Raw genomic sequence first — 13,529 nt, 5'->3', positions numbered from 1 at the left:
AATTGATATATTTTTGCAACAGGCGGACATTTTACTAGGGAATTAAACTACGAATATGCGCATGTCCGCACTATGAAAAAGGCTTATTTTATTGAGATTTATGCTAGAGTAAATTGCATTGAAATATTTTTTAAATGCTTGAAATTTGGTGTAACTGGACAGAATTTTTAGCGTCACACATGCGCTTGACTTACAGATGCCCATCGCAAGTTTGCTGTTTTAGTCCCCTCCCCTTCAAGGGTGAGGGTTAGGGTGGGGATGGGTTTCAATCGATCAACGGAAAATGAATTTGCTACAGAAACCCATCCCCATCCCAACCGTTCCACTGCGCCGCTTGCATGCGGCTTAGAAATTTGTGGCACAAAGCTATGCTTTGCGAATTTCCACAAATCTCCCCTTGAAGAAGAGGGAGCAAAAACTGCCCCCTTGCATTTTCCACCGGAATAAACCATGCCACAAATCAGCACGGACAACACCAAGCCCGCCTCGCCACTCTGGCAGAACTGGAGCCAGAACCTGTTTTACCAGGGCGATAATTATTACTACACGCCACGCACGCGTGCAGAATTACAAGCCATCGTCAGCACAACCGCTGCACAAAACAAACAACTGCGTGTGTCCGGCCAGCGCCATTCACAAACCCCGCTGGTGGCCAGCAGCGAGACGCCTGCGAGTGGCGTCGTTATCCTTGATCTGTCCTGCTATGCAGACCTGGGCCGCGAAGGTGACCAGCGCATTCAAATCAGCAGCGATGGCAAGAGCGTTACCGTGAACACCGGCGTGCGTGAAGATGAACTCGATGCCTTCCTGACGCAAAACAAACTGATGCTGGAAACCGTGACCGCCGGCGGCTTTTTCAGCCTGGGTGGTATGACAGCGGTGGATGTGCATGGTGCCACGGTGCAGGCTCCTATCTTTGCCGAGACCGTGACCGCCTTTGCCATCATGGGGCCCAGTGGCATCGTCAATACCATTGACGCCAGCACACCCAAAGTAGGCGCATGGTCACCACTGCAATTTGCCCGCGTGTCACTGGGCAGCCTGGGTATTGTGACTGCCGTTACCATCAGCGTTTTGCCGCGCCCGTTTGCGAATTGTCTGGCGGCGGGCATCAGTGATTTTGTGTGGGAGAATGCCGCCAATTTTGGTGCTGGCCTGTCTGCCCTGCTGGCCTCCAAATCCAGGGTGGAAACTTTCTTCAATCCCTATGCCATGACTGGTACCAACAATTTCACCGCCGCCTGGTGGAATGTAGAAAGCGGCTCGGGTGCAGTCCCGGTAGCAGAATCCACGGCAGAGCCCACGACAGATGCCTGCCAGCTCGCACAGAAAGATGAATTCGGTGCGCCCTATCTGCCTTATGCGGAAAAAATCGCCGAGGACGCCGCCATCTATGCACAAAGCTTTGATGCGCCCATCGTCGGCACCGCAGCGGCAGCGATGATCACATCGACCGCGATATCTGTCATCAAGGGTGAAGTCAAAAAAGCAGCGCAAAAGAATTCCGACCTTTGGCTGAATGAGGCCGCCAGGGTCATTTTCATGTCTTACTTTATCGAGTTGCCTGACCTGGGCGCAGAAAGTTTAACCACAGTCTGGGGAGCCTTGAAATCAGTCAGCGACAAGGTCAACAAGAGCAGCAACTTTCACATCGCTGCACCGATGGAGTTTCGCTTCATCAAAGGTGGCAATACTGCCATGGCAGGTACCTACACCAGTAATGCCGAGGCCTATTTCGTCAACCTTGACCTGATCGCCTTTGTCGCCGTGCATGAAGATAATAGCGGTCTCGACTACCCGACCAAGCTGTTGAATTTTTTTGCGGAGGTAGAAAGCGAATGGGTCGCCCTCGGTGGCTGGCCTCACAATGGCAAGATGTATGGATTCTATGATCCCGCCACCGGGCCGGGTACGGGCACGCAGCCCTTCAACCCGGCATTTCTGAAGCAGTTACGCAGCCGCCGTGCAGAGCGCGTGCAGGCCTTTGATGATTACCGCCAGAGTTGTGACCCTACCGGGATGTTTGTGAATGCCTATGTGGCGAGACTGGTGGGGGAGTGAGCTGTGTGTTCACATGCAGCATGTGAACACACAGCCACTCACCGCAGAGAGGCACAGAGAAAGACATTTATCGCTTGCCCTCCCTCAGCGCAAAAGAATAAATGTAGCCGTAACGGGAGATGCATTGCAACGCGCCGCATATGAACGTCGTGCACGGCGCAGATTATTTGCCCGTGTGTTGTGAGACCATGCGGCGCATTGCGATGCGCCCTACATCACGGCGATGATGGAAAATGGGCGACGTATGCGCGATCAGATTCAATGCTTTTCGCTGGATTTCTTCTTTTTGACAGCGGTGGCAAGTTTGTGATCAGCACCATCCGGCGCACGAATAAAATCAACAAATGCACGCAGGGGTGCAGGCAGGTGTCGCCGCCCTGAATAATATAAAAACGGCCCCGGAAAACTCAGCCACCAATCCTGCAATATGGGTTGCAACTGTCCTGATGCGATGTAGGGAGCAAGCCATTCTTCAAACAGATAAATCACACCATGGCCAGCCACTGCAGCATTGACTGCCAGATCCATCACGGTGGGTGTCACGATCAGGGGACCGCTGGGGTCAAGGCTTAATTTTTGCCCATCGCGCTCAAACTCCCACGGAAAAATAGCACCGCTGAGAAATTTTCCACGCAGGCAGGCATGTTGCAACAAATCACGCGGGTGCTCAGGTATGCCCCGCCTGGCGAGATAGGCAGGTGCAGCGGCGACAGCAAAACGTTGCGTCAGCGGGCCGATGGGAACGGCGATCATGTCTTGTTCCAGTCGTTCGCCATAACGTATGCCAGCATCACACCCGCTTGCCACGACATCGACAAAATTATTGTCAATGACGATGTCGAGCAGGATATCCGGGTATTTGCGCATGAATTGATCGACGATGGGCTGCAAGAAAAAAAGCGCTGCACTGACTGGTACATTGAGTCGCAAGGTGCCACGCGGGCTGTCGCGCAAATCGTTGAGCACATCCAGTGCACTGGCAACATCGTTGAGTGCGGGTTGCAGGCGGCTTAGCAATAGCGCACCGGCCTCGGTTGGCGTGACGCTGCGGGTGGTGCGCAACAGCAGCCGTATGCCTAGCTGGCTTTCCAGCCGCCTAACTGACTCGCTCAGTGCCGAAGCGGATTGCCCGCTGGCACGCGCAGCCTGGCGGAAGCCGCGATGCTGCACGACCAGCGCAAAGGTGGACAGGTCAGCCAGGGAATGCAGGTCTGTGGTCATGATTGGAATGCTCCATTGTGCGGAATATCGTACAAGCCGTGCGGAATTGCCCTGATTATCACACAGTACGACTCTCGCTATGATGTCTCCATGCCCTGCCCCAATAAGCGACAAACGCGAAACAAGCGCAAAACAGGGGCTTGGCAAACCTGTCAACCATCACCCTGGAGTTTTTATGAGCACTTATTTCCCCTCCCGCGACCAGTTCACACCTGCGCATTGCGACATTACATTCAATCGTATGGGCTACGGCGCAATGCAACTGGCAGGCCCGCATGTGTGGGGACCACCCAAACACCGTGCCGCCGCCGTGGCAGTGCTGCGTACGGCAATAGAGCTGGGCATCAACCATATTGATACCTCGGATTTTTATGGGCCGCATGTGACCAACCAGATCATTTGCGAAGCCCTGCATCCCTACCGCGATGAGCTGACTATCGTCACCAAGATAGGTTTCAAGCGTGGCGATGACCAGTCATGGCTGCCCGCAGCATCTGCCCAGGAATTGCGCGACGCCGTCCACGACAACCTGCGCAACCTGAAGCTGGATGTGCTTGACGTGGTCAACCTGCGTGCGCCTGGTGTGGCTGGCCCGGACGGCTCATCTCTCGCCGCAGCGCTGGATACCATGCTGCGCCTGAAACAGGAAGGCCTGATCCGCCACATAGGGCTCAGCAATGTCGATATGCAGCAACTGACAGAAGCACAGCAGATCACCGACATCGTCTGCGTACAAAACCAGTACAACCTGGCGCATCGCGGTGACGATGCCATGATAGATACACTGGCTGCACAGGGTATCGCCTATGTACCGTTTTTCCCTCTCGGCGGATTTACACCTTTGCAGTCGGACGTGTTGACGCAGGTGGCAGCAAGACTGCAAGCCCAGCCCATGCAAGTGGCACTGGCGTGGCTGCTGCAACGTGCACCTAATATTCTCGTCATCCCTGGTACATCATCAGTGGCACATCTGCATGACAACGTCGCAGCAGGTGCGTTGCGACTTGATGAGGCGGCGCTGGTGGCGTTGAATAGTATGTAAAAGCAAATGAGTAACCAGCTTCATCCAGTGCCTGATCAGACTGGCCGAAGCTGGCGATGATCGTTTGATGATGCAGATATCTTGACAAAAGGAATCATCGTTGCCGTAATGGGAAGTGCATTGTAATGCGTCGCATGTACGCGTGGGGCATGGCGCAGATATGTTGCCCAGGATAGTGTGAAACCATGCGTCGCATTGCAATGCAACCTACGTCACGGGGCTGATAAAGAATTGGGTACGCGTCGCCCTCAGAAAACGTAGGTACGATTAGCGCAGCGTAATCGTACGCATGATGTGCGCCCAAATAATCACAGCCCCAAGAAAATCTGAGCATCGCAAAATACCTGCTTCAACAACATTACGGCCTTTGCTGAAAACACTACATTGAAGTCGTGATGACTTTCACTCTCATCAGTTAGCGGCGGTTGGCATGCGTACGATTACGCTGCGCTAATCGTACCTACACACGGCTCATTTTCTTTTATCACTGCACGATAGATTGCGATGTAAACCTCATGCTTGAGTATCGTGCACGGCGTAGATATGTTGCCCGGGATGGTGTGAAGCCATGCGGCGCATTGCAATGCGCCCTACACCAAGGCTGGCAGAAATATCCCTGCAGTGCCGCCATCTTCATCCTTCCATTTACTGACAACCACATCTATTGCAACATTGTTGCAAAATATTTTGAATTACTTTATGATCCTGAAAAATGCAATTGTGTTGCAAATAGACTTGAGATAACAAACCACGCAAACCATGTGCACGCCTGATGCATGGTGGATGCTGTCTGTTTGCTTGAGGTGCTGAACTGCTGAGGTGCTGAGCTGCACGCACGTCTTTGCAGGCGTTGCTAAGAGCCGGAAAATTGAGAGATGCAAAGATAAGCACAGACTGATTTCAGTCTATTTTTTTTAAATCAATAATGCAACAAAGTTGCATTTAAAAATAAGACGAGACCGGATACGCCGTACTTCTGTCGTTGAAAACTCTGGCCTGGTGCCATCCCTATCAAGACTCAGTCACACATCTGCCACCTACTGCAAACCCAGACACAGGATCCATCATGCCAAACCCCACGCTCTTGCCCGTCACCGTGCTCTCCGGTTTTTTGGGCGCAGGTAAAACTACTCTGCTCAATCACATCCTCAACAACCGTGAAGGCAGGCGGGTGGCGGTGATTGTCAATGACATGTCCGAGGTGAATATCGATGCTGATCTGGTGCGGCAAGGTGGGGCCGAGTTATCGCGGGCGGATGAGAAACTCGTCGAGATGAGCAATGGCTGCATTTGCTGCACCCTGCGGGAAGACTTGCTGATTGAAATCCAGCGGCTCGCCAGTGAGCAGCGTTTTGATTATCTGCTCATAGAATCAACCGGCATATCCGAACCCATGCCGGTGGCCGAGACCTTTACTTTCCGTGATGAAGATGGCCGCAGCCTGTCTGACATTGCGCGGCTCGACACCATGGTCACGGTGGTGGATGCCTATAACTTCTTGCGCGACTATGCCTCGGGCGACAGCCTGAACCAGCGCGGTACTTCCATGGGGGAAGAGGATGAACGCACCGTGGTCGATCTGCTGGTCGAGCAGATAGAGTTTTGCGATGTCATCGTGCTTAACAAGGCTGACATGGTCAGTGCTGCCGAGTTTGAGCGGCTGAGCCAGATCTTGCAGGCGCTGAACCCGCGTGCGGATGTCGTGCCTTGCAGTTTTTCGAATGTGCCTCTGGAGCGGATATTGAACACAGGCCGCTTCAATTTTGAACAGGCCTCTGCCGCACCAGGCTGGCTCAAGGAACTGCGCGGCGAGCATGTGCCTGAGAGTGAAGAATATGGCATACGCAGCTTTGCCTATCGCGCACGCAGGCCGTTTCACCCTCAGCGTTTCTGGACCTGCATACACCAGGGCTTTGCGGGTGTGGTGCGGTCAAAAGGTTATTTCTGGCTGGCGACGCGCATGGATATCGCTGGCGAATGGTCACAGGCGGGTGGCATTTGCCGTCACCATGAAGCGGGTTTGTGGTGGTCTGCCGTCAGCAAGGCGGAGTGGCCGCAGGATGCAGATTACCAGCAGCATATTTTAAGCAAGTGCATAGAGCCACATGGTGACCGCCGACAGGAGCTGGTGTTCATTGGTTTAGATATGGATCAGGCGGCAATAGAAGCAACGCTGGATGCCTGTCTGCTGACGAATGTAGAAATGGCGCAAGGGCCAGCAGACTGGGCCAGCTATGACGATCCTTTCCCATCGTGGATGGAGATGGATGATGGCGAAGACGAGGAAGCCGAGGACACAGTCACACAGCACATGGAAGTAACAGCATGAACAAACTGATCCCCCTCGCCCTGCTCGCTGCATTGCAAGCACTGGCAATCAGCAGCAACGCCCATGAAGCCCATGTACACGGCAGCGCGACTGTCTTGCTGGCGCAGGACGGCAACAAGCTGACGCTGGAATTTGACAGCCCTCTGGATAACCTGCTGGGCTTTGAACATGCGCCGCGCACGGACAAGCAAAAACAGGCAGCCAAGGCTTTGCTTGATCTCATGCAAAAGCCGGATACCTTATTGAAGCTCAATGCAGAGGCAGACTGCCAGTTAGCCACATTGAAAATAGTTGTGCCTGTTTTACAAGCTATTAGTACAGGCAAAGATGAACATGCAAACCTGCATGCAGAATATGAATATGCCTGTACCAAAGTCACCGCATTGAAGTCGCTGCAACTGAGTTTGTTTGATGCCTTCCCGTCTATACACAAGGTCGATGCACAAATGGCTGGCGTACGTGGGCAGGCTGCCGCAACACTGACACCAAAACAACGTATGCTGGCATGGTGATGTCTGCAATAGAAAAAGACAGTAGCCCCGCGCTGAGCCTGAGCAACGTACAGTTTCACTGGCAGGCCGGACATGCAGCTTGTCTGGACATAGAAAACTTCAGCATCAGCAAGGGTGAAAGCGTGTTTCTGTACGGCCCCAGCGGCAGTGGCAAGAGCACATTGCTGTCGCTGGCGGGTGGCATTATCACACCGCAGCGCGGACAGGTCACGGTGCTGGGTAGTGACCTGGGTGTCTTGTCTGGCGCGGCGCGTGACCGCTTTCGCGTTGATCATGCGGGATTTATTTTCCAGCAGTTCAACCTCATCCCTTATCTGTCGATGCTGGAGAATGTCTTGCTGCCTTGCCGCCTGTCGGTGAGACGGCAGCAACGTGCGAGCGCAGCACATGGCAGCCCGCGCGAGGCAGCAGTGGCTTTGCTCGATACGCTGGGACTGGATGCCAACCTGTATCAGCGCCATGTCACAGGACTGAGCATAGGCCAGCAACAGCGCGTGGCGGCGGCGCGTGCGCTGATAGGACAGCCAGAAATCATCATCGCTGATGAACCCACATCGGCACTGGATGCTGACAGGCAAAAAGATTTTATCGCACTCATTTTGCAGCAATGCGCCAGCCATGGCAGCAGCCTGCTGTTTGTCAGCCATGACCACAGGCTGGCCAGCCAGTTTAGCCGTGAACTGGACTTGCAAAAAATTAACCGCGTGGAGCAGCACTGATGTTTTCGCAGTTATTTTCGCAGTTATCTTCGCAGTTATTTTATTTCTTGCGACTGGCAGGCAAAAGCGCCTGGAACCGCCGCCTGACGCTGGGCCTGATGCTGTTTGTCATAAGCCTGTCGGTCTGCCTGTTGCTGGCGGTTGAGCGGCTGCGTAATGATGCGCGTGAAGGCTTTTCGCATGCCATCTCCGGCACTGACCTGGTCGTGGGTGCGCGTACCAGCCCGGTGCAACTGATGCTGTATGCGGTGTTTCGTATCGGTGCGGCGACCAATAATATTGTCTGGCAAAGTTACCAGGATTTGCTGCATGACCCGGCCGTGGCCTGGGCCGTGCCGCTGTCGCTGGGTGACTCGCATCGCGGCTTTGCGGTAGTGGGTACCACGCCAGATTATTTCAGCCGTTTTCGCTATGGCGATGCGCAAAGCCTGCAACTGCGGGCGGGGCAGGCTTTTGTTGGGGATGCAGATCATTTGTTTGACGCCGTCATTGGGGCAGATGTGGCAGACAATCTCGGTTATCAGGTCGGCACAAAAATCACGCTCAGTCATGGTACTGGCGATGCTGCATTGGCTGAGCATACCGACAAACCTTTCAAGGTAGTGGGTGTGCTTGCACGCACCGGCACACCAGTCGATAGCAGCGTGCATATCAGCCTGCAAGCCATGCAGGCTATCCATCTTGACTGGCAAGGCGGTGCGCCTGTACCTGGATTTTCTATCGCCGCCGAGCATGCGCGCAAGTTTGATTTGCAGCCAAAAGAAATCACCGCCGTGCTGGTGGGCCTGCACAAGCGCAGCATGGTGTTTCGTCTGCAAAGGCAAATTAATACCAAGAATGGTGATGCCTTGCTGGCCGTGCTGCCGGGTGTGGCGCTGGATCAGTTATGGCAAGTCATCAGCATCATTGAACGGGTCTTGCTGGCGATGTCGTCCCTTCTGGTGCTGCTGGGCAGTGCAGGTTTGCTGGCGGTGATGCTGGCCAGCCTTAATGAGCGCAGGCGTGAGCTGGCGATTTTGCGTTCTGCCGGTGCCGGGCCTGGTCATTTGTTTTTGATGTTGATGGCTGAGAGCCTGGGCCTGACCATTGCAGGGGCCATCAGCGGCCTGCTCCTGCTTGATGTACTGACGCTGGCGGGCAAGGACTGGGTACAGATGCATTACGGCATCCTCATCAAACCCGGCATTCTCAATGCGACAGAAATCCCGCTGCTAGGTATGGTGGTACTGATGGGCATGCTGACCAGCCTGGTACCGGCATGGCTGGCTTACCGTAATTCGCTGGCTGATGGTCTGACACCGCGCCTGTAAAAAAGGAAATTCATGAAACCCGTAAAAAATTCTCGTTACGCCGTTCAACTCTGGCTGGGCAGCGCCTGCTGTATTTTATTCATGCTGACTGCCTGGCTGCTGATGTCTGCCGGGTCTGCACAGGCCAGCGGGCAATACAAGGTCGGGGACAGGCTGCCGCAAAACAAGGCTGCCGCAGTATCAGCATCAACGTCGGCATCAGCAACACCAGCACCAGCGCCCGCCAGCAAACCAGCAGCCACGCCTGCCACCAGCGACAGCTACAAGGAAATCCGCTGGGAAGCCCTGATCCCCAAGAACTGGGACCCGAGCAAGGACTTCAAGAACCTGGACATGAATTTCCTCAACGATGGCGACCCACGCGCCATGGCCGCCCTGCAAACCATGCGCGAAGCCTGGGACAAGGCACCAGTCGAAGCCAGCCTGAACGGCACGCGCATCAGGATACCCGGCTTCATCGTGCCGCTGGATGGTGAACGCGGCAAGCTGCGCGAATTTTTGCTAGTCCCCTACTTCGGCGGCTGCATCCACACCCCGCCACCGCCTGCCAACCAGATCATCGACGTGGTGCTCGACAAGCCTGCGAAGATACAGATGATGGATGCGGTATGGGTCAGCGGTGTGCTGGAGACGACGCGCAGTGATACGTCCATGGGTAGTGCGGGGTATCGCTTGAAGGGGGTGAAGGTGGAGGCTTATGTTTATGCGAAGTAGGGTTCCCGTGCTTAAAAAATCTTCCGGCTCCTTCTCCTTCAAGGGGAGATTTGTGGGAATTCGCAAAGCGAAGCTTTGTGCCACAAATTTCCAAGCAGCCTGCAAGCTGCGCGGTGGAATGGTTGGGATGGGGATGGGTTTCTACCGAAATTTGATGACAGGTTAATCAATCGAACCCCATCCCCACCCTAACCCTCCCCTTGAAGGGGAGGGAATAACAGCTCCAATCATCACCAATCAATTTCATTTTCAATCCTTCCAGGAACTCCCATGCACTACAAACACCTCGCCCTCCTCATCGCCGCCGCATACCCCGCGTTCACCCACGCACAGGAATCAACCCAAACCGAAGTCCTCATCAAAGCACAAAGACAAAACTACCGCAGCATCTCCGCCACCGGTGCCACCAAGACCGATGCCTTGCTGGCCGACCTGCCGCAAAGCGTGCGGGTATTGACGGCTGACCTGCTCAAGGACAATGGCGTGACCAGCCTTAACAATGCGCTGGACCTGACCAGCGGCATTGCGCGGCAAAGCAATCTTGGTGGTTTGTGGGACAGCTATGCCATGCGCGGTTTTACCGGCGACCCTAATTTTGGGTCTGACTATATGGTCAATGGCTTTAGCTCCAGCCGTGGCTACAATGGCTTGCGTGATACTGCGAGTACGCAATCGATAGAGATATTGAAGGGGCCATCATCCGCACTGTATGGCCGTGGTGAACCCGGCGGCACGGTGAATATCATGACCAAGAAACCGCGCTTCAAGCCTGAGTATGATGTCGATCTGACGCTGGCCAGCCACCAGACTTACCGCATCGCTGCCGACCTGACCGGGCCAGTCAGCGACAATATCGCCTACCGCATCAATGCCGCAGCAGAACAGGGCAACAGCTACCGCAACACCATCAGCAGCAAACGCAGCTTTGTCTCGCCTTCGCTGGTGTGGCTGATAGGTGATCGTACGACACTCTCATATGAACTAGAAGCCAGTGAGCAAAAAACACCGTTTGACCGCGGTGTGCTGGCAGTAAATGGCAAACTGGGTCTAATACCCAATTCACGCTTTCTGGGTGAGCCAGGGGACGGCCTGATGACGGTGAAGTCACTGGGGCACCAGGTGTTTGTGCAGCATGATTTCAACCAGCAATGGTCGCTGCAAAGTGGCTTTTCTTACCGCGATAGTGCGCTCAATGGCTACTCCAGCGAGGCAAATAATCTGCTGGCAGATGAACGCACTTTGCGTCGCCAGCGCCGCTACCGTGATTTTTCTGCGACGGACAAATCTGCGCGGGTAGAACTGGTGGGCAAGTTTGACACCGCGGCCATCAGGCATCATGTCTTGCTGGGTGTGGATACCTACCAGTTTGATGACAGCCGCCTGCAGTTGCGCCGCAATCCATCGGCCACCAACGCCTATGCCATCGACATCTACAATCCTGTGTATGGCAAGACTGCCGATCCGCTGACCCTGTCCATCAATACCCTGGAAAACCAGCGTGCACGTGGCCTCTACCTGCAAGACCAGCTTGATCTGGGCACACAATGGAAGGCGCTGCTGGGCCTGCGCAGCGACCACTATGACCAGACCCTGACGAACTACCGCGCATCAGTCGCCAGCAGCCAGTCACTCAGTGCCACCAGCCCGCGTGCTGGCCTGGTGTATCAACCCGCCAAGGGCATATCGCTGTATGCCAATGTCGCAAAAGGCTTTCGCCCGAATAGCGGCATCAGCATCAGTAACACCGCCTTCCCGGCAGAAGAAAGCCGCTCTTATGAAGTGGGCCTCAAATTTGATACACCAGACAACAAGACCAGCGCCACCCTTGCGCTCTACCGTATCAAGAAAACCAATGTGCTAACCACCAACCCGGCTAATACCGATTTCTCGATCGCAGCGGGTGAAGTGGGCAGCAAGGGGCTGGAGCTGGATGTGGCGGGCGACATCGCCACTGACCTGCGCCTGTCTGCCGCCTATGCCTATACCGATGCGACCGTGACCAAAGGCGACAACACCATCATCACTGGCAGCCGCTTCCCGAATGTGGCCAAGCATAGCGCCAACCTCATCCTGAGCCAGTTATTCACCATAGGCACAGCCAGGGCCAGCGTGGGTGCAGGTATCAATTATGTGGGTGAACGCCTGGGTGATGTGGCAGCGTCTTCCAGCTTTGTGCTGCCAGCCTACACAACGGTGAAACTCATGTCTTCGTACAGCCCGAGCAAAACCACGCGGGTGTCGCTGAATGTGGAGAACCTGTTCAACAAGCGCTACTACGCCAGTTCGTATAGCCAGTTGTGGGTGGCAACAGGTACAGAGCGTAGCATCAACCTCACTCTGCATCAGCAATTCTAATGAACTTGGTCGCTCAAAAAACCAGCCAGCGCATCAGCAGCATTGATGCGCTGCGCGGCCTGGTCATGATGATCATGATGTTTGACCATGTGCGTGAGACTTTCTTTTTGCATCAGCAAGTCAGCGACCCCATGGATGTGGGCCAGACTGTGCCAGCACTTTTTTTCACAAGGTTGGCGGCGCATCTGTGTGCACCGGTGTTTGTGTTCCTGACTGGCTTGTCGGCCTGGCTATATGCAAACCCGCCATCTGGCCCGCGCGATGCCAGTAGTTATCTGATCAAGCGCGGCTTGCTGCTGGTAGCGCTGGAGCTGACGGTAGTCAATTTTGCCTGGGCCGGGCAATTCCCGCCTGCGACGATTTACCTGCAAGTGATCTGGGTCATCGGCCTTGCCATGATCACACTGGGCTTGTTGCACAAGCTGCCGCCCTTGTTATTGGGCTTGGTAGGTATGCTGATAGTGGGTGGGCACAATGCCCTGGCTGAATTGAATTTTGCGCCAGGCACTGTGTCGCATGCCTTGTGGACTTTGTTGCTGCACCGTGGCTATCTCATCAGTGATGCGGCAATCAAGATCAAGGTCAGCTACCCTCTGCTACCGTGGATAGGCATCATCCTGCTGGGTTATGTTGCTGGTAGTTTGTATGCGGCAGATATCAGCGCAGCACGCCGCCAGCGCCTGCTGACTATCCTGGGCTTCACTGCCTTGCTTATGTTTGCTGCGCTGCGCGGCGTCAATGGCTATGGCGAAACCCAGCCCTGGCAGGATCATGGCAATAGCCTGCTGACGCTGATGTCTTTCTTCAACCTGACCAAGTACCCGCCCTCGCTGGACTTTGCCCTGTTGACGCTGGGCATAGGCACATGCTGTTTAGCCTTGCTGGAAAAGTACCCCGGCAAGTTAAGCCGCATCGCCAGCGTATTTGGTGGCGCACCCATGTTTTACTACCTGCTGCATTTATATGTCTTGCTGGCCTTGCAAAGGCTGATGCTAGCCGTATATGGAGCCAACCATGGGCAACGCTTTGGTGTCGATCATCTCTGGAAAATCTGGTTGATTGCTGCGGCCCTGATACCCGTACTGTATTACCCCTGCCGCGCCTTTGCGCGTTACAAACGGCAAAGCGGGAAGGCTTGGGTCAGGTATTTTTGATAGATAGGGATTGCCCAGTAGGGTGCGCCGTGCGCACCGTCGTCGCGTACAAAAACGGTGCGCATGGCGCCCCCTACGAAACCCGCAAACATCGCATGTCAAGGCTGTAACC

10 protein-coding genes are annotated in these 13,529 nt (G+C 54.7%); 9 read left to right on the top strand and 1 reads right to left on the bottom strand.

Translation table 11 applies throughout. The features are described 5' to 3' along the window. Nucleotides 1–450: 450 nt before the first annotated feature. Nucleotides 451–2,061, top strand: a complete 1,611-nt coding sequence (locus ACO0LN_RS10525) for an FAD-binding protein (protein WP_422973475.1) — start codon at nt 451–453, stop codon at nt 2,059–2,061. A 258-nt stretch (nt 2,062–2,319) separates the two neighbouring features. On the opposite strand, the gene ACO0LN_RS10520 is transcribed toward ACO0LN_RS10525, so the two are convergent. Continuing rightward, the gene (locus ACO0LN_RS10520; protein ID WP_422973473.1) at nt 2,320–3,282 is read right to left on the bottom strand and encodes a LysR substrate-binding domain-containing protein; all 963 of its coding nucleotides are present in this window, start codon (nt 3,280–3,282) and stop codon (nt 2,320–2,322) included. 175 nt (nt 3,283–3,457) lie between these two features. Between ACO0LN_RS10520 and ACO0LN_RS10515 the strand changes: the two genes are divergently transcribed. The 8 genes from ACO0LN_RS10515 to ACO0LN_RS10480 all read left to right on the top strand — a co-directional run bounded on the left by ACO0LN_RS10515 (nt 3,458) and on the right by ACO0LN_RS10480 (nt 13,417). Continuing rightward, nucleotides 3,458–4,324, top strand: coding sequence for an oxidoreductase (locus ACO0LN_RS10515; protein ID WP_422973471.1), 867 nt, complete (start codon nt 3,458–3,460; stop codon nt 4,322–4,324). A 1,066-nt stretch (nt 4,325–5,390) separates the two neighbouring features. Beyond that, a complete protein-coding gene (zigA, locus tag ACO0LN_RS10510; protein ID WP_422973469.1) occupies nt 5,391–6,653 on the top strand; it encodes a zinc metallochaperone GTPase ZigA in 1,263 nt (420 codons plus the stop codon). Beyond that, nucleotides 6,650–7,165, top strand: a complete 516-nt coding sequence (locus ACO0LN_RS10505) for a DUF2796 domain-containing protein (RefSeq protein ID WP_422973467.1) — start codon at nt 6,650–6,652, stop codon at nt 7,163–7,165. The genes zigA and ACO0LN_RS10505 overlap by 4 nt, the downstream gene beginning before the upstream one ends. Continuing rightward, the gene (locus ACO0LN_RS10500; protein WP_422973465.1) at nt 7,159–7,884 is read left to right on the top strand and encodes an ABC transporter ATP-binding protein; all 726 of its coding nucleotides are present in this window, start codon (nt 7,159–7,161) and stop codon (nt 7,882–7,884) included. Before ACO0LN_RS10505 ends, ACO0LN_RS10500 begins: the two co-directional genes overlap by 7 nt. Next, entirely contained in the window at nt 7,884–9,194 is a 1,311-nt protein-coding gene (locus tag ACO0LN_RS10495) for an ABC transporter permease (protein WP_422973463.1), read from the top strand. The genes ACO0LN_RS10500 and ACO0LN_RS10495 overlap by 1 nt, the downstream gene beginning before the upstream one ends. A 12-nt stretch (nt 9,195–9,206) precedes the next feature. Continuing rightward, entirely contained in the window at nt 9,207–9,908 is a 702-nt protein-coding gene (locus tag ACO0LN_RS10490) for a DUF3299 domain-containing protein (protein WP_422973461.1), read from the top strand. A 270-nt stretch (nt 9,909–10,178) separates the two neighbouring features. Further along, nucleotides 10,179–12,263 (top strand): TonB-dependent siderophore receptor, encoded by a 2,085-nt coding sequence (locus ACO0LN_RS10485; protein ID WP_422973459.1) that lies wholly within the window; start codon nt 10,179–10,181, stop codon nt 12,261–12,263. Continuing rightward, nucleotides 12,263–13,417: a DUF1624 domain-containing protein gene (locus tag ACO0LN_RS10480; protein ID WP_422973457.1), complete on the top strand. Its 1,155-nt coding sequence runs from the start codon at nt 12,263–12,265 to the stop codon at nt 13,415–13,417. Before ACO0LN_RS10485 ends, ACO0LN_RS10480 begins: the two co-directional genes overlap by 1 nt. Nucleotides 13,418–13,529: the final 112 nt, after the last annotated feature.

The sequence above is a fragment of the Undibacterium sp. TC9W genome (genome assembly GCF_049339865.1).
Lineage (GTDB): Bacteria > Pseudomonadota > Gammaproteobacteria > Burkholderiales > Burkholderiaceae_D > Undibacterium.
Note: the sequence above shows the minus strand (reverse complement) of the source record. Positions and strands in the feature narration are given on the sequence as shown.